17 protein-coding genes and 1 tRNA gene are annotated in these 21,019 nt (G+C 73.6%); 10 read left to right on the forward strand and 8 right to left on the reverse strand.

Annotated features, from left to right (window positions below; all coding sequences use genetic code 11):
* Positions 1-255: 255 nt before the first annotated feature.
* Positions 256-1,746 carry an NlpC/P60 family protein gene (locus ACGFX4_RS01035; protein ID WP_393069126.1) on the forward strand — a complete coding sequence of 497 codons (1,491 nt, stop codon included), beginning with the start codon at positions 256-258 and terminating at the stop codon, positions 1,744-1,746.
* Between the two features lie 61 nt (positions 1,747-1,807).
* Here the strand turns inward: ACGFX4_RS01035 and ACGFX4_RS01040 are convergent, their stop codons facing one another.
* Entirely contained in the window at positions 1,808-4,090 is a 2,283-nt protein-coding gene (locus tag ACGFX4_RS01040) for an FdhF/YdeP family oxidoreductase (RefSeq protein WP_393069128.1), read from the reverse strand.
* A 186-nt stretch (positions 4,091-4,276) separates the two neighbouring features.
* On the opposite strand from ACGFX4_RS01040, the gene ACGFX4_RS01045 reads away from it, so the two are divergent.
* A complete protein-coding gene (locus tag ACGFX4_RS01045; protein WP_393069130.1) occupies positions 4,277-5,101 on the forward strand; it encodes a hypothetical protein in 825 nt (274 codons plus the stop codon).
* 24 nt (positions 5,102-5,125) lie between these two features.
* Here the strand turns inward: ACGFX4_RS01045 and ACGFX4_RS01050 are convergent, their stop codons facing one another.
* Genes ACGFX4_RS01050 through ACGFX4_RS01070 form a run of 5 tightly spaced genes read right to left on the reverse strand, consistent with a single transcriptional unit; the run spans position 5,126 to position 10,166 of the window.
* The gene (locus ACGFX4_RS01050; RefSeq protein ID WP_393069131.1) at positions 5,126-5,974 is read right to left on the reverse strand and encodes an STM4011 family radical SAM protein; all 849 of its coding nucleotides are present in this window, start codon (positions 5,972-5,974) and stop codon (positions 5,126-5,128) included.
* Positions 5,971-7,287, reverse strand: a complete 1,317-nt coding sequence (locus ACGFX4_RS01055) for an STM4012 family radical SAM protein (protein ID WP_393069132.1) — start codon at positions 7,285-7,287, stop codon at positions 5,971-5,973. The genes ACGFX4_RS01050 and ACGFX4_RS01055 overlap by 4 nt, the downstream gene beginning before the upstream one ends.
* Positions 7,284-8,105, reverse strand: a complete 822-nt coding sequence (locus tag ACGFX4_RS01060) for an STM4013/SEN3800 family hydrolase (protein WP_393069133.1) — start codon at positions 8,103-8,105, stop codon at positions 7,284-7,286. The genes ACGFX4_RS01055 and ACGFX4_RS01060 overlap by 4 nt, the downstream gene beginning before the upstream one ends.
* A gap of 16 nt (positions 8,106-8,121) precedes the next feature.
* On the reverse strand, positions 8,122-9,201 hold the full coding sequence (locus ACGFX4_RS01065) for an STM4014 family protein (RefSeq protein ID WP_393069135.1): 1,080 nt from the start codon (positions 9,199-9,201) through the stop codon (positions 8,122-8,124).
* A gap of 14 nt (positions 9,202-9,215) precedes the next feature.
* The gene (locus ACGFX4_RS01070) at positions 9,216-10,166 is read right to left on the reverse strand and encodes an STM4015 family protein (protein WP_393069136.1); all 951 of its coding nucleotides are present in this window, start codon (positions 10,164-10,166) and stop codon (positions 9,216-9,218) included.
* Positions 10,167-10,391: 225 nt separating this feature from the next.
* On the opposite strand from ACGFX4_RS01070, the gene ACGFX4_RS01075 reads away from it, so the two are divergent.
* Positions 10,392-11,243 (forward strand): fumarylacetoacetate hydrolase family protein, encoded by an 852-nt coding sequence (locus tag ACGFX4_RS01075; protein ID WP_345698962.1) that lies wholly within the window; start codon positions 10,392-10,394, stop codon positions 11,241-11,243.
* Positions 11,244-11,251: 8 nt separating this feature from the next.
* Here the strand turns inward: ACGFX4_RS01075 and ACGFX4_RS01080 are convergent, their stop codons facing one another.
* A complete protein-coding gene (locus ACGFX4_RS01080) occupies positions 11,252-12,013 on the reverse strand; it encodes a TetR/AcrR family transcriptional regulator (RefSeq protein WP_393069138.1) in 762 nt (253 codons plus the stop codon).
* A 167-nt stretch (positions 12,014-12,180) separates the two neighbouring features.
* Between ACGFX4_RS01080 and ACGFX4_RS01085 the strand changes: the two genes are divergently transcribed.
* The 5 genes from ACGFX4_RS01085 to ACGFX4_RS01105 all read left to right on the forward strand — a co-directional run bounded on the left by ACGFX4_RS01085 (position 12,181) and on the right by ACGFX4_RS01105 (position 18,378).
* The gene (locus ACGFX4_RS01085) at positions 12,181-12,822 is read left to right on the forward strand and encodes a rhomboid-like protein (RefSeq protein ID WP_393069139.1); all 642 of its coding nucleotides are present in this window, start codon (positions 12,181-12,183) and stop codon (positions 12,820-12,822) included.
* 50 nt (positions 12,823-12,872) lie between these two features.
* Positions 12,873-14,585 (forward strand): DUF885 domain-containing protein, encoded by a 1,713-nt coding sequence (locus tag ACGFX4_RS01090; RefSeq protein WP_393069141.1) that lies wholly within the window; start codon positions 12,873-12,875, stop codon positions 14,583-14,585.
* A 192-nt stretch (positions 14,586-14,777) separates the two neighbouring features.
* Positions 14,778-16,274, forward strand: coding sequence for an MFS transporter (locus tag ACGFX4_RS01095; protein WP_393069143.1), 1,497 nt, complete (start codon positions 14,778-14,780; stop codon positions 16,272-16,274).
* A gap of 156 nt (positions 16,275-16,430) precedes the next feature.
* Entirely contained in the window at positions 16,431-17,408 is a 978-nt protein-coding gene (locus ACGFX4_RS01100) for a trypsin-like serine peptidase (RefSeq protein WP_393069144.1), read from the forward strand.
* Between the two features lie 193 nt (positions 17,409-17,601).
* Positions 17,602-18,378, forward strand: coding sequence for a hypothetical protein (locus ACGFX4_RS01105; protein WP_393069145.1), 777 nt, complete (start codon positions 17,602-17,604; stop codon positions 18,376-18,378).
* 86 nt (positions 18,379-18,464) lie between these two features.
* Here ACGFX4_RS01105 and ACGFX4_RS01110 read toward each other — a convergent pair.
* Positions 18,465-18,536 (reverse strand) — tRNA-Arg (locus ACGFX4_RS01110).
* Positions 18,537-18,709: 173 nt separating this feature from the next.
* On the opposite strand from ACGFX4_RS01110, the gene ACGFX4_RS01115 reads away from it, so the two are divergent.
* Both ACGFX4_RS01115 and argS read left to right on the forward strand, forming a co-directional pair.
* Positions 18,710-19,144 (forward strand): response regulator, encoded by a 435-nt coding sequence (locus ACGFX4_RS01115; protein WP_393069146.1) that lies wholly within the window; start codon positions 18,710-18,712, stop codon positions 19,142-19,144.
* A 138-nt stretch (positions 19,145-19,282) separates the two neighbouring features.
* Positions 19,283-20,938: an arginine--tRNA ligase gene (argS, locus tag ACGFX4_RS01120; protein WP_393069148.1), complete on the forward strand. Its 1,656-nt coding sequence runs from the start codon at positions 19,283-19,285 to the stop codon at positions 20,936-20,938.
* The last annotated feature ends 81 nt before the right edge of the window (positions 20,939-21,019 follow it).

The following is a 21,019-nucleotide window of genomic DNA, read 5'->3' on the forward strand; positions in this document are numbered from 1 at the left end:
CTGGCCACGGATTCGCGGTTCCGATGGTTGCGAGGGGGTTGCGGAGAAGATGTGAAAGCGTGGAGATGCCTGCGCTGATCAGCTTGTTTGTCCGCCAATGTCCGGTCCGTCAGGGTTTGGTGAGACCTGCCTCACACTGTCCCCCCGGCTTTCTGAGAATTCATCCGTAGCTGGCTGGGCGGCCTGCCGCCGAGTGGGTGGCGCATGGCAGGATCGGGCGGGATCGAACAGCACAGAGTGGGGGAGGCCGGGCCGATGGGGGCGGGGCAGCGTACGGAGTCGACGGGCCTACGGCCCTGGGTGCGGGCGGCGATGCGCTGCGGCGCGGTCCTCGCGGCCGCGGTGCTGGCGCTGCCGCTGGCCGGTGCCGCCTACGCGGCACCGCAGCCGGACGGGCGGCCGACCGTCTCGGCGGGCGCCGACCCGCTGGCCGACGCCAAGGCCACCCTCGGGCCGATGCTCGACCGGCTGCACGAGCTCTACCAGCAGGCCGAGGCCGCCACCGAGCAGTACAACGGCTCGGTCGCCAAGCTGAACGAGCTGCAGGAGCGCGTCGCGGACCTCCGCAACGGCGTCGCCCGGCAGCAGCTCGCGGTGGACGCCGGCACCGACCTGGCCTCCCAGCTCGCCGCCGCCCAGTACCGCAACGGCCACGCCTCGGAGATGGCCGAGCTGCTGCTCGCCAAGGACCCGTACGAGGCCGTGGTGATGGCCGAACTGCTGGACTCCGCCGGCCGCTCGCAGTCCGCCTTCCTGGACCGGCTGAAGGCCGACCGGGCGGCGCTCACCGCGCTGCAGGCGCAGACCGAGCAGGCGCTCAAGGACGTCCAGGCGACCGCCACCCAGCAGGAGGCCGCCAAGGCCGACGTGGCCAAGCGGCTGAACGACGTCGAGCAGATGGTCACCTCGCTGACCGGCGCCCAGCGCAGCGAGCTGGAGCAGCTGGAGAAGCAGCAGGCCGACCAGGCGCAGCTGGCCTTCCTGGCCTCCGGCGCGCTGGGCAAGGGCGAGCGCACCCCGTCCGAGGCCGGCCGCAAGGCCGTGGCCTGGGCACTGGGCCAGCTCGGCAAGGACTACGTGTGGGGCGGTGCCGGGCCGGACGTCTTCGACTGCTCGGGCCTGACCTCGCAGGCGTGGCTGCACTCCGGCCGCCCGATCCCGCGGACCAGCCAGGAGCAGTGGGCGCAGCTCACCCGCGTGCCGCTGAACCAGATCCGCCCCGGCGACCTGATCGTCTACTTCGGCGGCGCCACCCACATCGGGATGTACATCGGCGGCGGCCTCATCGTGCAGGCCCCGCACACCGGCGACGTGGTGAAGGTCTCGCAGATCGGCGCGATGCCGATCCTCGGCGCGGTCCGGCCGGACCCGGAGGCGGGCGCGGACGACAAGGGCGGCGCCTGGAAGGTGCCGGACGTCCCGATCGGCCCGGTGCGGATCGCCCCGGCCAAGCCGTCCACGCTGCCGACGCCGCCGGCCACCGGGCCGACCGTGCCCACGCAGCCGACCACGCCGACGCCGGGCGGGAGCGCCACCGGCAGCCCGTCGGGCACGCCCTCCGGGAGCGGGACGCCCAGCGGGACGCCGACCGGCTCCGCGAGCGGTTCGGCGAGCGGGGAGCCCAGCGCCACCGGCACGCCGTCCGGGACGGGCACGCCGAGCACCGAGCCCACGTCGGCCTCCTCGACCGCCAGCGCGCCGGCGATGCTGTCGGCGAGCGGGAGCGTCCGCGCCACCGAGGGCTGAGCCCCGAGGGCGAGCACGGCCGGCGCCGCCCCGCGGGGCGGCGCCGGACTGCCGGTCGGCCTCAGCTCCCGGTGCTGTCCGGCTCGAACCGGATCACCACGGCCTTGGAGGTCGGGGTGTTGCTGACGTCCGCGGTGGAGTCCAGCGGCACCAGCACGTTGGTCTCCGGGTAGTACGCCGCCGCGCCGCCCCGGGCGACCGGGTAGTGCACCACCTTGAAGTGCGGGGCGCGGCGCTCCACGCCGTCCTTCCACTCGCTGACCAGGTCCACGTAGCCGCCCTCGGCGAGGCCGAGCTCGGCCGCGTCCGCCGGGTTGACCAGGACCACCCGGCGGCCGCCGGTGATGCCGCGGTAACGGTCGTCCAGCCCGTAGATCGTGGTGTTGTACTGGTCGTGCGAGCGCAGCGTCTGCAGCAGCAGCCGGCCCTCCGGGACCTCGGGCGCGGTCAGCGGGTTGACCGAGAAGTTGGCCTTCCCGGTCGCGGTGGGGAAGGTCCGGCTGTCGCGCGGACCGTGCGGCAGGGCGAAGCCGCCCGGGCGGCGGACCTTGGCGTTGAAGTCGTCGAAGCCCGGCACGACCCGGGAGATCCGGTCGCGGACCGTGTCGTACGAGTCGCCGAACTCCTCCCACGGCAGCCCGTCCTGCGGGCCGAGCACCGCCCGGGCCAGCCGGGCGACGATCCGGACCTCGGAGAGCAGGTCGTCGGCGGGCGGGCGCAGGCCGCCGCGCGAGGAGTGCACCATGCCCATCGAGTCCTCGACGGTGACGAACTGGGCACCCGCCGCGGTCCAGTCCCGGTCGGTGCGGCCCAGGGTGGGCAGGATCAGGGCGCGGGCGCCGGTCACCACGTGCGAGCGGTTCAGCTTGGTCGAGACGTGCACCGTCAGCCGGGTGGAGCGGATCGCCGCCTCGGTGGCCAGCGTGTCCGGGGTCGCGGCGACGAAGTTGCCGCCCATCGCGAAGAACACCTTCACCCGGCCGTCGCGCATCGCGCGGATGGTGTCCACCGAGTCCAGGCCGTGCTCGCGCGGCGGCTCGAAGGAGAACTCCTTGCCCAGCGCGTCCAGGAACGCCGCGGTCGGCCGCTCGAAGATGCCCATCGTGCGGTCGCCCTGCACGTTGCTGTGACCGCGCACCGGGCAGACGCCCGCGCCCGGCCGGCCGACGTTGCCGCGCAGCAGCAGGAAGTTGACCACCTCGCGGATGGTCGGCACGGCGTGCTTGTGCTGGGTCAGGCCCATCGCCCAGCAGACGATGATCTTCTGCGAGCCCAGGACCAGCTCGGCCAGCTCCTCGATCTGCGACCACGGCAGGCCGGTCGCCGCGAGCACCGCCTCCCGGTCGGTGGCCGCCGCGTCGGCCCGGAACTCCTCGAAACCGTGGCAGTGCTCGGCGACGAAGGCGTGGTCGACCGCGTCCCGCTCCAGCAGGATCCCGTTGAGCGCGCGGAACAGCGCCAGGTCGCCGCCGAGCCGGATCTGCAGGAACAGGTCGGTCAGCTTGGTGCCGACGCCCGCCAGGCCGCGGGCGTTCTGCGGGTTCTTGAACCGCTCCAGGCCCGCCTCCGGCAGCGGATTGACGCTCACCACCTTCGCGCCCGCGCGCTTGGCGCGCTCCAGCGCGGACAGCATCCGGGGGTGGTTGGTGCCCGGGTTCTGACCGGCGACGATGATCAGGTCCGCCTGGTAGAGGTCCTTCAGGCTGACGCTGCCCTTGCCGACCCCCAGCGTCTCGGTGAGCGCCGAGCCGGAGGACTCGTGGCACATGTTCGAGCAGTCCGGCAGGTTGTTGGTGCCCAGCCGGCGGGCGAACAGCTGGTACAGGAACGCCGCCTCGTTGCTGGTCCGGCCCGAGGTGTAGAACGCGGCGCCGTCCGGGGTGTCCAGCGCGTTCAACTCCTCGGCGACCAGCGCGAACGCCTCGTCCCAGGAGACCGGGGTGTAGTGCGACGCGCCCTCGTCCAGCAGCATCGGGGTGGTCAGGCGGCCCTGCTGGCCCAGCCAGTAGCCGGAACGCTCCGCCAGCTCGGCCACCGGGTGCGCGGCGAAGAACTCCGGCGTGATCCGGCGCTCCGTCGCCTCCTCGGCGACCGCCTTCGCGCCGTTCTCGCAGAACTCGGCGGTGTGCGTCTTCCCGGGCTCCGGCCACGCGCAGCCCGGGCAGTCGAAGCCGTCCGGCTGGTTCACCTTCCGGAGCGTGGCGAGCACCCGCTTCGGGGACATCTGCTCGGACGCCATCCGCAGGCTGTGGCCCACGGCGGGCAGGCCGGCCGCAGCGTGCTGCGGGGCGCCGACGCGAGGCGCATCCTGCGCGGGATCGCTCTGCGGGGCCTGCTTGGCCATGACCGGGTACCTCCTGCTCCACGGGACGAGCGCCGTTGCCGTCCCACCACCCATCCTTCCACCGCCGCCCCACCCCGGAAGCCCCGGGTCGCACCGCCCCCGCAGGCCCCGGCGGTGTCCGTCGGGCGGTGTCCGGGTGGGTAGGGTCTGGGGGTCGGTACGGGGCGGCGGTGGAAGGGGGCCGGGATGACGGAGTCGCCGGTGGGGAGTTTCGGTGCGGCGCCCGAGGCGGCGGAGGTGTCGCCGGAGGTCCGGGGGCTGCTGGTGCGGTTGCGGGACGGCGCGTTCGAGGCGCCGACGCCGGACGGCGCGATCCACCTGCTGGACCGGGTCGCCCGGGAGATGACCTCGCTGCTCGGCCGGTACGACCGGGAGACCCTGGTCGCGTGGCGCCAGCTCGGCCAGTTCCGCAACGAGTCGGGTGACGCGGCGGGCGCCGTCCACCTGCTCGGCCAGGTCTCGGTGGACATGAGCCAGGCCCTCGGCGCGTCGGACCGCGAGACCCTGCACGCGCAGGCGGACCTCGCGTTCGCGATCGGCAACGCCGGCAACGGGCACGACGCGGCGCTGCGGCTGCGCCACCTGGTGCCGGTGCTGCGCACCGAGTTCGGCGCGCAGCATCCGCTGGTGTTCACCGCGCAGGTGCAGCAGGCCGTGAACACCGGCCGGACGGGCGACGTGCTGACCGCGGTCGGGGAGTTGATGCAGCTCGTCCCGGTGATCGAGCAGACGGTCGGCGACGAGGGCATCACGCTCGCGGAGGCGCGGGCGGAGCTGGGCCGGATGGTGCCGCAGTGGCGCCGGGTGGTGGGCGGCGGGCCGCTGCCGCCGGTGATGGCGGTGGCGATGGTGCACCGGTTGATCGTCTGGGACTTCGGTTCCGACAAGGAGGCGGACGCCTACCTGACGGAGCTGGAGCGGGCCACCGGCCGCAAGGGTCTGGCCGCCCGGCTCGCGGCGGTGCCGGACGGCATGACCGCCCCGCACGCCACCGCGATGGTCCTGGGCTGACCTGCCGCCCGGGCCGACGGGTCGTCACATCCCGTACGGGATCCGCTCCAGGACGCCGTCGGTGAACACGTCGTACAGCGGCAGGGTCTCCAGGTGGACGTACCCGATGTGGCAGTCGCAGACCGGCAGCGGGCAGGGCCGCGGCCGCAGCTCGGCGCGGTAGCTGCCGTCGTACAGGTTGCCGAGCGGCGGGCGGACGAAGTGGCAGCGGCGGACGGTGCCCTCGCCGTCGACGGAGACCACGGTGCCGCCGGTGCGGCAGGCCCGGCCGCCGCTGGGGTGCGGGTGGCGGCTGTAGTGGAAGAGCGGGTCGAGCTCCGTCCACCGGGCGGCCTCGGCGTCGGTGTAGTCGCGGCCGTCGGCGGCGTTGATCCACAGGTAGGTGCCGGCGGGCAGTTCGGCGCGCAGCCGGCGGGCGGGTTCGAGGTGGTCGGGTTCGCCGACGACGCCGACGCTGTGGCGGATGCCGAGCGCGGTCAACTCCCGGCAGCGGTCCAGGAACCGCCGGTGGTCGACCTGGCCGGGGTGGTAGGTCACCCAGAGTGCGAGGCTGTCGGGGTCGGCGTCGGCGAGCCAGTCGGTGCGGCAGCTGAGGTTGGTCTGGATCGCCACCCGGCGGACGTGCGGGGCGTGGCTCAGGTCGACCATCGCCCGCCGGTACCAGGACCGGACGAGGCCCTCGCCCCAGGGGGTGAACAGCACCGACAGCCCGCCCTCGCGGTAGTCGGCGGCCCAGGCGGTGAAGCGTTCCAGGGCGGCCCGGTCGGCGCGCAGCTGCTCGGGGCTGTCCCGGCGCTTGGCGAACGGGCAGTACGGGCAGTCGTAGTCGCAGGACGCGAGCGGGCCGCGGTAGAGGACGGTGAGGTGGTTCATCGGGCCTCGTACGCCTCCATCCGGGCCGCCACCTCGGCGGAGAACAGGGCGGGGCCGATCGCGTCCGAGTGGGCCAGGCCCTCCGGGGTGAGCGCGGCGCCGTCGGCGGTCAGCCAGCCGCGCTCCTCGAAGGCGGCCAGTTCGGCGGGGAAGTCCTCCCGCGGGCTGCTGTTGAAGCGCCGGCGGTACGCGGCGAGGTCGACGCCCTCGGCCTGCAGCAGGGACTGCAGCAGGTGGCGGCGGCGCGGCTCGTCGCCGGTCATCTCCCAGCCGTGCTCGGCGCGGTCGAAGTCGCTGGTGGCCACGTAGTCGTCGATGATGCCGCGGACGGCGCTCGCGTCGACCGCGTAGTCGAAGGAGTAGTGCAGCTTCGAGGTGTAGGAGCGGGCGCCGCAGCCGAGGCCGACCATGCCGTCGGTCTGGCAGGCGTACTCGCCGGCGCTCGCGGTGGCCGCGCCGCTCCGGCGGAACATCCGCATCGACACCTGCTGGTAGCCGGCCGCCAGCAGGTGGTCGCGGCCCGCGCGGTAGAGCGCGAGCCGCTGGGCGTCCCAGGCGGGGGAGGGGCCGGGGGCGCGCCGGCCGAGGCCGGTGAGCGGGCGGACGTACAGCGGGTAGAGGTACAGCTCCTCCGGCCGCCAGGCGAGGGCGGCGTCCAGCGACTGCAGCCAGCTCCGCTCGGTCTGGCCGTCGATGCCGTAGATCAGGTCGATGTTGAGCACCGGGAAGCCGGCCGCGCGGGCCCGGTCGAGCGCGGTCTCGACGGCGGCGCGTTTCTGCGGGCGGACGGCCGAGCGGGCCTCGGTGTTCAGGAAGGACTGCACGCCGATGCTCAGCCGGGTGGTGCCGCGCTCGGCGAGGACGGCGAGCCGGTCGGGCGTGCAGGTGTCCGGCGAGGCCTCGACGGAGAGCGGGACGGCGTGCAGGTCGATGCCCGTCCGCTGCTCGGCGATGTCGCAGAGGCGGGTCAGTTCGGCGGCGGTCAGGTAGGTGGGGGTGCCGCCGCCGAACGCGGCGAGGGCGAAGCGGGCGCCGGTGTCGAGCGCGGCCCGGACGGCGGTCGCCTGCCGCTCCAGGGCGTCCAGGTACGCGGTGGTCAGGCCCTCCGGGCTGCCGATCCGGGTGAACAGGTTGCAGAAGCCGCAGCGCACCTCGCAGAACGGGACGTGCAGGTAGAGCGAGAGCGCGTGCTGCCGCTCGCCGGCCCACACCTCGCGCAGCGCGGGCCGGTCGGGGAGCGGCCGGTAGGCGGTCTTGTGCGGGTAGGCGTAGACGTAACTCTGGTACGGGGACTCGGCGGTGGTGGTCGTCATCCGGATGGTCCAGGGGAGAGGGGAAGGGTGAAGTGGGCGTACGGGACCGTCCAGACCACCTCGTGGCCGATCCGGTGCCCGGTGTAGCCGTCCTCGCCGTACGCGGTGCCGTGGTCGGAGCAGACGATCGCGAAGCACGGACGGCGGGCGCTCATCGCGGTGAACAGCCGGCCGATGTGCGCGTCCACGTACTCCAGCGCGGCGGCGTGGCTGGCCCGGGAGTCGCCGTGCTCGCGGGTCGCGCCGGGCAGGTGGAACCAGTTCGGCTGGTGCAGCGCGGAGACGTTGAGGAACAGGAACAGCGGCTGCCCGGGCGGCTGTTCGGCGGCGACCCGCTCGGCGCACGCCACCTGCGACTCGAAGGAGGTGGGTGAGGGGACGCCCATCTCCGGCTCCCAGTGGGCCTCCTGGAACAGGCCGGGCAGCACCGAACCGAGCGGGCCCCGGCGGTTGAAGAAGCCGACCCCGCCGATGCAGACCGTCCGGTACCCGGCGCCGGCCAGCGCGGACGGGAGGTCGGGGGTGTCGAACACCCAGGTCCTCGGCTCGGTGGTCTCCGAGCCGGCGAAGCGGGCGGCGAACAGGCGCGGGTGCGGGCCGTCCGGCGACGCGGGGGTGGGCAGGAAACCGGCCAGGATCGCCTGGTGCGAGGCGTAGGTGAAGCTGCCGGGGGCGTGCCGCTTCTCCCACCGCCCGGCGGGCAGGTGGCGGGCGAGGTGGGGCAGCCGGCCGGCGGCGGCCAGCTCCTCGGCCACGTCGTAGCGGAGGGTGTCGAGGGTGACCAGCAGCAGGTCGTGCGAGCCGACGACCTCGTTCATGTCGGGGAGGGAAGGGTCAGGCACGAGGGTCCTCAGGTAGGTGCGCGATCCACGCGCCGTAGGTGTCGAGCCCGGCCGCGGGGCCGTCGGGGAGGCCCGGGAGGCCGGGGAGCAGGTCGCCGAAGGCGTTGACCTCGCCGACCAGGGTGCGGCGCCAGCGCGGGGTGGGGAGCAGGTCGACGCCGACCGCCGGGCTGTGCGGGAAGCAGGCGGCGGCCCGCTCGGCGGTCTCCAGCAGGGCCGGCCAGGCGGGGCCCGCGGCGGCGCGGGCGGCGGCGAGGTCGCCGCGGGCGCCGCCGAGGTGGAGGTTGGTCATCGGGTGCCGGCCGGTGCGGACGACGACGTGGGTGGCGCGGCCGCCGACGACCACCACGCGCAGGTCGGCGGCGTGCCCGTGCTGCCCGGCCTTCGGCACCCACTGCTCGACGTGCAGGCGCTCGGGCGCGAGCCGGTCGACCAGCTCGGCGACCTCCCGCTCCGCGCGGTGGCGCCGCACCCGCAGGGAGTTGTGCAGCCCGTCCGCCGCCACCTCGACCGAGGTGGTCGCCTGGACCCGCCCGCCCGCGCCGAACTCCAGCGCCACCACACCCGACGCGGACGACCCGTGCGCGGGCTTGAGGAACACCCGGCGCATCCCGGCCGCCCGCAGGCGCTCCTTCAGGTCCTCCCACCCGGCGGGTGCGGCGCCGCCCAGCGCCCGCGGCACCGGCACCCCGGCGGCGTCCAGCCGGGCGTGCGCGGCGGGCTTGTCGAACATCGCCGCGATCTCCGCGGGGTCGCCGAGCAGCCGGACGCCGGGCCGCGCGGCGAGCCGGTGCAGGGCCCCGACCACGCCGGCGTGCCAGGCGGGCCCGCCCTCGACCCGGGTGGGGGCGTACCCGGCGCCGAGCACCGGCCCGCGCAGCAGCGCGTCGACGGCCGGCTCCTCGCCGGGGGAGTCGATCCGCAGCAGCGTGCCGGGCGCCGGCCCGGCCGTCCCGCGCAGGACGTCGAGCCAGGGCAGGACGGCGGGTTCGGGCAGCCCGGCGGCCCGGGCCGCGGCGGCGAACAGGGTCACCCGCCGGTGGCCCGGGTTGCCCAGCACGGTGAGGCGCATCGCGGCCGGACCGCCTATTCGGCGACGGCGACGTAGCGCCACTTGTCGTCCGGCTTCTCCGCGCCGGAGAGGTCGAGGGCCACGCCGGGCAGCGCGTCGCGCAGGCGCTGCCGGGTCTGCTCGGTGAGGTAGTGGTGGTGCAGGTCGAGGGTGGCGAGGTGGGTGAGCGGCTGCCCGCCGAGCAGGGCCTCGGCGCCCTCGTCGGTGAGCGCGCCCATGGACAGCGCCAGGCCGGTGAGCCGGGGGACCACGGGCGCCTGCGCCACCAGGGCGGCGATCTCGTCCTGCTGCTCGGCGTTCTGCAGGCCGAGGTGGCGCAGCGCGGGCAGGGCGTCGCCGCCGAGGAAGGGGGCGAGGTCGGCGGTGGTCCAGTCGCCGCCGTAGTTCGGGACGCCGAGCCAGAGCTCCAGCCGCTCCAGCGCGGGGAAGTCGCAGGCGCCGACCGCCCGGACGACGGCGCCGGGCAGGCCGCCGGACTCGAAGCGCAGGGCGCGCAGCCGCTCGTGCCGCAGCGGGCCGAGGGCGAGCCGGGTGGAGCCCTCGTAGTCCTCGCCGGCGCCGCGCACGACCAGCTCCTCCAGCTGCGGGTACGCCGTGAACAGCGGCGTGATGTCGCACATCTGGAGCCAGGAGATCTCGCACTCCTCGAAGGTGATGTCGCCGAGGAAGAGTGCCCGCAGGGCGGGCAGCCGTCCGGCGGCGGCGACGATCGCGGCGAGCGGCCCGGTCAGCGGCTCGGGCTCCTCGGGCGCCCAGTTGCCGATCACCACGGCGGTGACCCGGGCGGTGTCGACGGTGTCGAGGAAGCGCTGCCAGGCCTCGGCGAAGGAGTGCGGGGAGTCGTACTCCAGACCGATCCGCCAGGCGACGGCCGCCGGGTCGGGCGGGGCGGCGCCCTCGGCCGCGGCGAGGAAGTCGTGGACCGGGAGTCCGTGGAACTCCTCGATGTGCTCGTTGATCGTCATGCGCTGCTCCTCGGTCGTGGTGCGGCCGAGGCCCTGTCTACCAGGCGTGCCCGACATCCCGGGGCGGGGGCGTCCTTGTCAACGGTGCGGCCGCCCGAGCCGGGACCGTCCCGACTTGGAGGAATTGATAGGAATTCCACGAAGTGAGACCACTGTTCCGCAGGGTGGAAACATTGATATACCTCGGAGTCAGCAGACGTGCGACGAACCAGGTGGTGATGGGCAATGAAGCTCCTCCGTGTGGGCCCCGCCGGCGAAGAGCGGCCGGCCGTACTCGACGCCGACGGCGCCGCGTACGACCTCTCCGGTCGGACCGCGGACATCGACGGCGCCTTCCTCGACCGCCTGGACGCGGCCGAGCTGGCCGCGGCCGTCGCGGCGGGCGAGCTGCCCCGCCTCGACCTCGACGGGCAGCGGATCGGCGCCCCGGTGGCCCGGCCCGGCAAGGTGGTCGGCATCGGCCTCAACTACCGGGACCACGCGGCCGAGGCGGGTGCGCAGATCCCGGCCGAGCCGGTGGTCTTCCTGAAGCCGAGCAACACCGTGGTCGGCCCGAACGACGAGGTCCTGGTGCCGCGCGGCGGCGAGAAGACCGACTACGAGGTCGAGCTGGCCGTGGTGATCGGCCGCCGGGCCCGCTACCTGGACGGGCATGCCGAGGCCGCGGCGGTGATCGCCGGGTACGCGGCGGTGAACGACGTGACCGAGCGGGCGTTCCAGTTCGAGCGCGGCGGCCAGTGGGACAAGGGCAAGTCCGCCGAGACCTTCACCCCGCTCGGCCCGTGGCTGGTGACCGCCGACGAGGTGGCCGACCCGCAGGCGCTGGACCTCAGGCTGTGGGTCAACGGCGAGCTGCGGCAGGACGGCACCACCGCGGAGATGATCTTCCCGGTGCTGGAGATCGTCCGCTACCTGAGCCAGTTCATGGTGCTGGAGCCCGGCGACGTCATCGTCACCGGCACCCCGGCGGGCGTCACCCTGGGCCGCCCCGGTACGCCCTTCCTCCGGCCGTCCGACGTGGTCGAGCTGGAGGTCACCGGTCTCGGCCGCCAGCGCCACACCCTCGGCAAGGCCTGACGGCCCGCTCAGCCCCAGACGGCCCGCAGCCGGGTGAGCAGCACCCCGGCCGGGCTGTCCTCGGTCTCCAGCGCGAGCAGCCGGTGCAGCACCTCGGCGGTCTGCGGGTCGTGCACCGCGGTCGCCCCGGCCATCGCGGTGAACTGGTCGATCAGCCAGGCGCACAGCTCCTCGCGGGGGATCTGCCGGCCCTCGTCCAGCCAGCTGAGCGCGGACGCCTCCACCACCGAGATCCAGGCCCGGACCAGCAGCGTCAGCCGCGGCCCGGCCTCCCCCACGCCCAGGTAGCGCAGGGTGCGACGGAGCGCCGCCCGCCGGACCTCGTCCACGATCGCGCCGGTCCGCGCGGTCTCCACCACCGACCCGCCGCGCAGCAGCGCGCCGTACCCGGCGTCGTGGTCGGCGACGAAGGAGAAGTAGCGGCCGAGCACGTCGGCCAGCTGCTCGGTGGGGGTGCCGCCGCCGGTCACGTGGAAGCGGCTGGTCAGCTCCTGGGCCGCGCTGCGCAGCGCGGCCTCGTACAGCTGCTGCTTGCCGCCGGCGAAGTAGCGGTAGACCAGCGGCCGGGAGGCGCCGGCCGCCTCGGCGACGTCGTCGAGCGTGACCTCCTCCGGCGGGCGGGAGCCGAAGAGCTCCAGGGCGACCGCGATCAGCTGCTCGCGCCGCTGCTGCACCGGCAGCCGCCGGTAGCCGGCCCGGCGCGGACGCTCGGTGCCGGCCGCTCCGGCCGGGTCGGGGGCCTGCGGGTCTGTGGGGGTACTCGCTGCCATGGCGGCCAGCGTAACCGCCGCGCGGCGTTCCGGAACCGCCCGTGCGGAGGCAGTGCCGCGGGCCCCCGGCGGGTCGTCCCGCCGGGCTCGGACATACCGCCCCATGATGTGATCAATCCCCGGTGAGAGCGCCCGGGCTGCGGCGAAGGAGCGGCGAGGTGCGGGCGGTGTGGACGTGGATCAAGGCCTCGCCGGGCACCTATGTCTGGCTGCTGCTGCTCGCGGTCACCAGCCTCGTGGTGTCCCGGATCGACCCGGAGTCGCTGGACTGGTTCCTGGCCAAGCGCTCCACCAACATCGACCAGCTGACCCACCACCCGATCCACGCCCTGCTGGCCAGCCTGATCTGGACCGAGCAGGCCGACTTCCTCTTCTATTTCGTGATCTTCCACGTCTTCCACGTCCCGGCCGAGCGCTGGCTCGGCACCGCCCGCTGGCTGGCCGTGGCGCTCTCCGCGCACGTGCTGGCCACCTACATCAGCGAGGGCGTGGTCGCCTGGGGCGTCCACAACGGCTCCCTCCCGGCCAACATGGCCAACACCGTGGACGTCGGCGTCTCGTACGCGCTGGCCGGTGTGGAGGGCGTGCTGATGTACCGCTTCGCGGGCCGCTGGCGCTGGGTGTACGGCACCGGACTGCTCGCCTTCTACCTGGCGCCGCTGATCTCCGGTCACACCTTCACCGACCTGGGGCACTTCTGCGCGGTGCTGATCGGCCTGGCCTGCTACCCGCTCACCCGGGGGCGCCCGGTGTGGGACCCGGCGATGGCCGTCCGGAACTGGCAGCAGCGCCGCCGTTCCAGCGCGTGACCCTGGCCAAAGGGGCTTGAATTCGCCCGGCGCTGCGACAGGATGGCCGAATGGCTCATGAACTGATCACCTCAGAGAACGGCGGCCCCACCCCGCGCCGCATCGCCGACTCCTACGTCCAGGCCCTTGCCGATCTCGACCCGCTGACCGCGATCTACCTCGGCGTCAACCTCGACGACGACCGGCTCACCGACCTCTCCCCGGCCGGCTTCGACGCCCTCGCCGACCTCGGCCGGCGCACCCTCGCCGAACTGGACGCCGCCGAGGCGGCCGGCGCCGCCGACAGCGAGGCCGAGCGCCGCTGCGCCCGCCTGCTGCGCGAGCGCCTGACCGCCGAACTCGCCGTGCACGACGCGGGCGAGAACTACGTCGCGGTCCGCAACCTCGGCTCCCCGGTGCACAACGTGCGCGAGGTCTTCACCATCATGCCGACCGCCACCGAGGACGACTGGGGCCTGATCGGCCGCCGGCTGGCCCGGGTGCCGCAGGCCATCGCGCAGTACCGCGAGACCCTCGCCGCCGGCATCGAGCGCGGCCTGCTCTCCGGCCCGCGCCAGGTCGCCACGGTGATCGACCAGATCGCCGAGTGGCTGGAGGGCGAGGTGCCCGGCGGCTGGTTCGGCACCTTCGTGCAGGACGCGCCCGAGGCGCTGCGCGCCGAGCTGGGCGCCACCGCGGTTGCCGCCACCGACGCGCTGTCCGAGCTGCGCGACTGGCTGGCCGAGGTGTACGCCCCGGCCGCCGCCGACACTTCCGACACCGTGGGCCGGGAGCGCTACGCGCGCTTCGTCCGCTACTGGACCGGCGCCGACCTCGACCTGGACGAGGCGTACCGCTGGGCCTGGGAGCAGTTCCACGACCTGGACGCCCAGATGCGCACCGAGGCGGAGAAGGTCCTCCCGGGCTCGACCCCGATGCAGGCGATGAAGTGGCTGGAGACCGACGGCCCCGCGATCAAGGGCGAGGAGGCCGTCCGCGAGTACCTGCAGGGCCTGATGGACGGCGCGATCAACGACCTCCAGGGCACCCACTTCGACCTGGCCGAGCCGCTGCTGAAGGTCGAGTCCCGGCTCGCCCCCGCGGGCAGCGCCGCCGCGCCGTACTACACCCAGCCCTCGCTGGACTTCTCCCGCCCGGGCCGCACCTGGCTGCCCACCCTCGGCCGCGAGTCCTTCCCGGTCTGGGACCTGGTCTCCACCTGGTACCACGAGGGTGTCCCCGGCCACCACCTGCAGCTGGCGCAGTGGACGTACGTCGCCAACAAGCTCTCCACCTACCAGGTCACCCTCGGCGGGGTGAGCGCCAACCTGGAGGGCTGGGCGCTGTACGCCGAGCGCCTGATGGACGAGCTGGGCTACCTCACCGACCCGGGCGCCCGGCTCGGCTACCTCAACGCCCAGATGATGCGCGCGCTGCGGGTGATCGTCGACATCGGCATGCACGCCGGCCTCGACTTCCCGGCGGACTCGCCGTACCGCGCGGGCGAGCCGATGCTGCCGGACGCGGCCCGCGAGTTCTTCGGCCGCTACTGCGGCCTGTCCTCGGACTTCCTGGACAGCGAGCTGGTGCGCTACCTGGGCCTGCCCGGCCAGGCGATCGGCTACAAGCTGGGCGAGCGCGCCTGGCTGCAGGGCCGGGCCGCGGCGAAGGCGGCGGCCGAGGCGCGCGGCGAGGAGTTCGATCTCAAGGCGTGGCACATGGCGGCACTCTCCCAGGGCTCGCTCGGTCTGGACGACCTGGTCGCGGAGCTGGCCGCACTCTGACCTGGCCGTTCCCGTCCCGGGGGACCAGGTCTCGTGACCCAGCCCCCCGGGACTTTCGTCCCAAATCGTGACATTTTGCCGCAAATCGCCTTGTGCCCCTCCACCGGGAGCGTTCTCCTGGAAAGAGCGTTGCGCGCGTCCAGCCCGTTCGCTGCTCGCGCCAGCCCGTTCCCCGACGGAAGGCGGCCCACGGTGACCCCCCAGCACGCCCCCGACGACACCGCGGTGGATCCCCGCCGCTGGTGGGCACTGGCGGTCATCGCCATCGCCCAGCTGATGATCGTCCTCGATGCGACGATCGTGAACATCGCACTACCGTCCGCGCAGAAGGACCTCGGCATCTCCGACGCCAACCGGCAATGGGTGATCACCGCCTACCTGCTGGCCTTCGGTGGCCTGCTGCTGCTCGGCGGACGGCTCGGCGACCTCTACGGCCGCAAACGGACCTTCATCATCGGCCTGCTCGGCTTCGCCTTCGCCTCCGCGCTCGGCGGCATGGCCACCGGCGGCGGCATGCTGTTCGCCGCCCGCGCCCTGCAGGGCGCCTTCGGCGCACTGCTCGCCCCCTCGGCCCTGTCGCTGCTCTCCACCACCTTCAGCGACCCACGCGAACGCTCCACCGCCTTCGGCGTCTTCGGCGCCCTGGCCGGCGGCGGCGCCGCGATCGGCCTGATCACCGGCGGCCTGCTCACCGAGTACCTGAACTGGCGCTGGTGCCTGTACGTCAACGTCCCGATCGCGCTGGGCGCCGCCATCGGCGCGTTCTACCTGCTCAAGCGCGACCACATCGCCAAGGACCACCGCACCCCGCTCGACCTGCCGGGCGCCTTCCTCGGCTGCGGCGGCCTGCTCGCCATCGTGTACGGCACCGCCGAAGCGGTCACCCGCGGCTGGGGCGACTGGCTGGTGCTGACCTCGCTCTGCCTCGGCGCCCTGCTGCTGGTGGTGTTCGTCGTGGTCGAGCGGCGCAGCCCGCACGCCCTGCTGCCGATCCACCTGGTCGCCGACCGCAACCGCGGCGGCGGCGCGCTCTCGGTCGGCCTGGCGATCATCGGCATGTACGGCCTGTTCCTCTTCCTCACCTTCTACCTGCAAGGCGTGAAGGGGTACTCGCCGGTGATGGCCGGCGTCTCCTTCCTGCCGATGACCGCCGCCATCATCCTGTCCGCCACCGGCATCGCCTCCCGGATGATGACCCGGGTGCCCTCCCGCAACCTGGTCGTCCCCGGGCTGCTGCTGGCCGCCGCCGGCATGGCCTGGCTCACCCAGCTCCAGGTCGACAGCTCCTACGCCACCATGGTGCTGCCCGCCGAGGTGCTGCTCGGCGCCGGCATGGGCCTGGTCTTCATGCCGACCATGAGCCTGTCCACCCTCGGCGTCGCGCCGAGCGAGACCGGCGCCGCCTCGGCGATCATCAACAGCGCCCAGCAGGTCGGCGGCTCGATCGGCACCGCCCTGCTCAACACCATCGCCGCCAGCGCCACCGCCACCTGGCTCGCCACCCGCAACGCGGCCGATCAGGCGGTGCAGGCCGAGGGCGCGGTGCACGGCTACGTGGTGGCCACCTGGGTCGCGCTCGGCATCCTGCTGCTCGCGTCCGTGATTGCCTTCGTGATGATCGACCACCGTCCGGCGCCCGGCGAGGCCGAGGGGAAGGACGCCGAGGCCACCGCGCGCGCCGCGGTCTGAGCCGCCGTGCACGCTCCGCTCCGCGCGGAGCGGAGCGTGCACAAATCTCATGTGTCTCCCAGGGAGATCACACTATTTCCTGGCGGTCGTCCCATAGTTTGAGTGTCCACGTCGCATCGACGTGGACACCGAGCTGCCGCGGGGCAGGAACGAGGCATGCGGATGGGACGGCACAGCAGGGGGCGGGGGCTACGGGTGCTCCGGCCGGTCGCCCTGACCTCCGTGCTCGCCGTCGGCCTGGTCGGCATCACCGCCGCCGCCACCGAACTCGTCACCCACGCCAGGGCGGAGGCCACCGCCCGCCCGAACACCGAACTCCCGGTCGCCGCACCCCTGGTGCCCTCGCCGTCCACCACCCCGTCCACCACCCCGTCGGCGACCGCGAGCGCCACCGGCGGGGCGGACGACCGGCCGGTCCTCTCCGGCGGCACCGGCGTACCGACGGACACCAGGCACCTCGCCACCGTGCCCTCGTACTCGCCGCCGCCCGAGCTCGGAAAGACCGCGGAGGCCGCCGCCGGCACCGAAGCCGACCGGGTCGGCGCCCTGTTCGACGGCAGCGTCGGACCCGGCCACCACTTCTGCTCCGCCAGCGTGCTGGACAGCCCCGGCCACGACCTGATCCTCACCGCCGCGCACTGCGTCTCCTCCACCGACGGCCTGCGCTTCGTCCCCGGCTACCGCGACGGCAAAGCCCCGTACGGCAGTTGGAAGGTCACCGCGATCTGGACCAGCGACGGCTGGCAGAACGGCGAGGACCCCGACGAGGACTTCGCGATCCTCCGGGTCGACCCCAACGGCGGCCGCGAGATCGAGGACGCGGTCGGCGGCAACCCGCTCGGCCTGGACGCGAGCCGGACCGCCCAGGTGCGACTGTACGGCTACCCGGCGAAGACCGAGCGGCCCCTCGTCTGCACCAACGCCACCACCCGGCAGGCCACCTTCCAACGCGCCATCGCCTGCCCGGGCTTCCCCGGCGGCACCAGCGGCGGCCCGTGGATCGAGGCCACCAGCGGACGGGTGATCGGCGTGATCGGCGGCTACCAGCAGGGCGGCGACACCGACGACATCTCGTACAGCGCCTACTTCGACCACACCGTCGGCGACCTGTACGCGCGGGCCACCTCGGCCTGAGACCGCCGGCCCGGTTCCCGCTTCCCGCTGCTCCGACGGGCGGACGCAGGCTCCCTCCTCGCGTTCCGCGGCGCCGTTCCCGCCGACTGTCAGGCCCGCTGCCCGCGGTCTGATCCGCCCTGCGGCGTTCCGCTGCCCGGGCGGACGGGCGCAGAATGAACCGGTCGCTTCTCGTCGGGGGGTCGGAGGGCCGGTGTTTCGCCGCTGGTGGTTCGTCACATGGCTGTCCGAGCGGGCACCGGAGCAGCCGGGCGGCGGCCGACCGCGCCGCGGCGCCGACCGGGAGCCGCGGCGGGCGGGCCGCGGGCAGCGGGAACTCGTGCTGCGCGAGTGGGAGGTGCTGCGCGAACGGCTCGCCCGGATCGCCGCCGACCGGGTGACAGCCGCCGGTGAACTCTTCCGGGCCGCCGAACTCACCCTCGCCGCCGACGAATCCGCCGCCCACCGCGCCTACCGCCAGGCCCTGGAGGCGTACGAGGCGGCCGGCCGGCTGCTCGACCAGTCGGCCGCCGACCCGCACACCGACCTGCCCGACCTGGCCGCCGCCGTGATCCTCGCCGAACAGGCCGTGGAACGCCTCGCCGCCGCCCACGCCCTGCACGCCGGCGTCCGCCCGGAACCCGCCGCCGTCCGCTGCTTCTACAACCCGCTGCACGGCCCCGCAGAGCCCGCCGACACCAAGGCGAAGCGCCGCCGGCGCCCCACCCGCACCGCCCGCGAGGCCGCCGCCGACCGGCGCCCCGCCTGTCCGGCCTGCCGCCGCGCGATCATCGCCGGGCAGACCCCGGACGTGCTGCCCGCGCTGCTCCCCGCCAAGGCCACCGACCGTCGTACCGGCCCGCTGCTGGTCCCGTACTTCACCGTCCCCCAGCAGTGGTCCCCGTGGTCCGCCACCGCCTGCGGCGCGTACGACCCCGACACCCCGTCCCTGGTCCTCCGCGGCGCCCACCGCCGCCACCCGCCGCACTGAGCCGCACCGCGGCGGAGCACGACAAAGGCCCAGATCGTGCGGATCAAGTCCGCTGATCTGGGCCTCAGTTGGCGCTTCGTGCGAAGTGCCCCCGGTAGGATTCGAACCTACGCACCCGCCTCCGGAGGGCGGTGCTCTATCCCCTGAGCTACGGGGGCCTGCCTGGTGTCGCGTTGTTGCTCGGTGCGACGTGGAGAACACTACCAGGCCGGTCGGGTGGTCCGTGCATGGGTTTCCGCGGGCGGGTCGGTGGTGCCGGGCGGGCGGGGTGGTGGGGGCGAAGTGGGGAAAGGCCGGACGGGGCGGTGGGTGCGCGGCTACCCTCGGTGATGTGCAGGGAACCTCCGGGCGGGTCCTCGTGGTGGACGACAGCGAGGTGATCCGCCAGCTGATCAGGGTCAACCTGGAGCTCGAGGGCTTCGAGGTGGTGACCGCCGCCGACGGCGCGGAGTGCCTGGAGGTGGTCCGCCGGGTCGCGCCGGACGTGGTGACGCTCGACGTGGTGATGCCGCGGCTGGACGGGCTGCGGACGGCGGCCCGGCTGCGTGCGGCGCCGGACACGCACCGGCTGCCGATCGCGATCGTGAGCGCCTGCACCCAGTCGGATCTGCACCGCGGCGAGTCGGTGGGCGTCGACGGGTACCTGGCGAAGCCCTTTGACCCGGCGGACCTGGTGGCGCTGGTGCAGCGCTTGATGACCTTGGGTGACGCCGACCCCGGCACCGAGGAGCGCGGCTTCGCGTACGGCTTCGGCGGGCAGTTCTAGGGCGGCGCGGCACCGCCGTCGCAATTCAGCTCTGAGCGAACGCGTCGGGGCCTCGGACGATGTTCACCCTGATACGGGGCGTCTCAACGGGTAAACCGGGTGGCGGCCCGCCACCCCCTCTCGCCTACGCTTGGCGTCGTGACACCCGCAGAACTCTCCCAGGCAGTCCAGGACGCCGTGAGCGCCGCCGTCGAGGCGGGCGAGCTGACCGTCGCCGTGCCCGAGCACGTGACGGTCGAGCGTCCCAAGAACAGGGACCACGGCGACTACGCCACCAACGTGGCCCTCCAGCTCGCGAAGCCGGCCGGTGTGCCGCCGCGAGCCGTCGCGGAACTGCTGGCCGCCCGCCTGCGAGAGATCACCGGCGTCGCGAAGGTCGACATCGCCGGTCCGGGCTTCATGAACATCACGCTGGACGCCGCCACCCAGGGCGAGTTGGCGCGCACCATCGTCGAGGCCGGCGAGGCGTACGGCCGCAACGAGGCGCTCAAGGGCCTGAAGATCAACCTGGAGTTCGTCTCGGCGAACCCGACCGGTCCGATCCACATCGGCGGCGTCCGCTGGGCCGCGGTCGGCGACTCGCTGGCGCGTGTCCTGAAGGCCACCGGCGCCGAGGTCACCACCGAGTACTACCTGAACGACGCCGGCGTGCAGATCTCCAAGTTCGCCGCCTCGCTGCAGGCCGCCGCCAACGGCAAGCCGGTCCCCGCGGACGGCTACGTGGGCGAGTACATCGTCGACATCGCGAAGGCGATCACCGACGGTGCTCCCGGCGTGCTCGACCTGCCCGAGGACGAGCAGCTCAAGGCGTTCCGGGCCGAGGGCCTGAAGCTGATGGTCGCCGAGATCAAGCGCTCGATGGACGAGTTCGGCACCCACTTCGACGTGTGGTTCTCCGAGAAGACCCTGCACGACTCGGGCGCGGTGGAGCAGGCGATCGTCCGGCTGCGCGAGCAGGGCCACGTCTTCGACCAGGACGGCGCGATCTGGCTGCGCACCACCGACTTCGGTGACGACAAGGACCGCGTCCTGATCAAGGCGGACGGCGAGACCACCTACTTCGCCGCCGACGCCGCGTACTACCTGAGCAAGCGCGACCGGGGCTCCGAGGTCTCGGTCTACATGCTCGGCGCCGACCACCACGGCTACGTGAACCGGCTCAAGGCCATCGCCGCCTGTGCGGGCGACGACATGGACCGGAACATCGAGGTGAAGATCGGCCAGTTCGTGAAGATGCTTCGCGACGGCGAAGAGGTCCGCATGTCCAAGCGGGCCGGCAACATCATCACGATCGACGACGTCGTCGACTGGATCGGAGTGGACGCGGCCCGCTACACGCTGGCGCGCTTCTCGACCGACTCCACGATCACGCTGGACATCAACATCCTGACCAGCCAGACCAACGAGAACCCGGTCTACTACGTGCAGTACGCGCACACCCGGATGTGCGGCGTGCAGCGCAAGGCGGCCGAGCTCGGCATCACCAAGTCGGCGGACTTCAAACCGGAACTGCTCTCCACCGAGTGGGAGTCGACGCTGCTCGGCCAGCTCGGCGAGTTCCCCCGGGTGCTGGCACGGGCCGGTGAGCAGCGCGAGCCGCACCACGTGGCGCGCTACCTGGAGGACGTCGCCCGCGAGTACCACCGGTTCTACGACAACTGCCAGATCCTGCCGAAGGGCGACGAGGAGGTCACGGACCTCACGCACGCGCGCCTCTGGCTCGCCGACGCGACGCGTACGGTGATCGCCAACGGCCTCACGCTGCTGGGTGTTTCGGCACCCGAGCGGATGTAAGCACTACCCCCCATGCGCACAGCGGGGGCGGCTGACCGGTCGACGGAGACCGGTCGCCGCCCCTCGCCATAGGTCGAGGAA

It is taken from the genome of Kitasatospora sp. NPDC048365, assembly GCF_043200835.1.
Taxonomy (GTDB): Bacteria; Actinomycetota; Actinomycetes; order Streptomycetales; family Streptomycetaceae; genus Kitasatospora; species Kitasatospora terrestris.

What these genes read in the sequence shown, in the direction of transcription:
- ACGFX4_RS01035 (WP_393069126.1), top strand. Translation starts at nt 256, where the DNA reads ATGGGGGCGGGGCAGCGTACGGAGTCGACGGGCCTACGGCCCTGGGTG.
- ACGFX4_RS01040 (WP_393069128.1), bottom strand. Translation starts at nt 4,090, where the DNA reads ATGGCCAAGCAGGCCCCGCAGAGCGATCCCGCGCAGGATGCGCCTCGC.
- ACGFX4_RS01045 (WP_393069130.1), top strand. Translation starts at nt 4,277, where the DNA reads ATGACGGAGTCGCCGGTGGGGAGTTTCGGTGCGGCGCCCGAGGCGGCG.
- ACGFX4_RS01050 (WP_393069131.1), bottom strand. Translation starts at nt 5,974, where the DNA reads ATGAACCACCTCACCGTCCTCTACCGCGGCCCGCTCGCGTCCTGCGAC.
- ACGFX4_RS01055 (WP_393069132.1), bottom strand. Translation starts at nt 7,287, where the DNA reads ATGACGACCACCACCGCCGAGTCCCCGTACCAGAGTTACGTCTACGCC.
- ACGFX4_RS01060 (WP_393069133.1), bottom strand. Translation starts at nt 8,105, where the DNA reads ATGAACGAGGTCGTCGGCTCGCACGACCTGCTGCTGGTCACCCTCGAC.
- ACGFX4_RS01065 (WP_393069135.1), bottom strand. Translation starts at nt 9,201, where the DNA reads ATGCGCCTCACCGTGCTGGGCAACCCGGGCCACCGGCGGGTGACCCTG.
- ACGFX4_RS01070 (WP_393069136.1), bottom strand. Translation starts at nt 10,166, where the DNA reads ATGACGATCAACGAGCACATCGAGGAGTTCCACGGACTCCCGGTCCAC.
- ACGFX4_RS01075 (WP_345698962.1), top strand. Translation starts at nt 10,392, where the DNA reads ATGAAGCTCCTCCGTGTGGGCCCCGCCGGCGAAGAGCGGCCGGCCGTA.
- ACGFX4_RS01080 (WP_393069138.1), bottom strand. Translation starts at nt 12,013, where the DNA reads ATGGCAGCGAGTACCCCCACAGACCCGCAGGCCCCCGACCCGGCCGGA.
- ACGFX4_RS01090 (WP_393069141.1), top strand. Translation starts at nt 12,873, where the DNA reads ATGGCTCATGAACTGATCACCTCAGAGAACGGCGGCCCCACCCCGCGC.
- ACGFX4_RS01100 (WP_393069144.1), top strand. Translation starts at nt 16,431, where the DNA reads ATGCGGATGGGACGGCACAGCAGGGGGCGGGGGCTACGGGTGCTCCGG.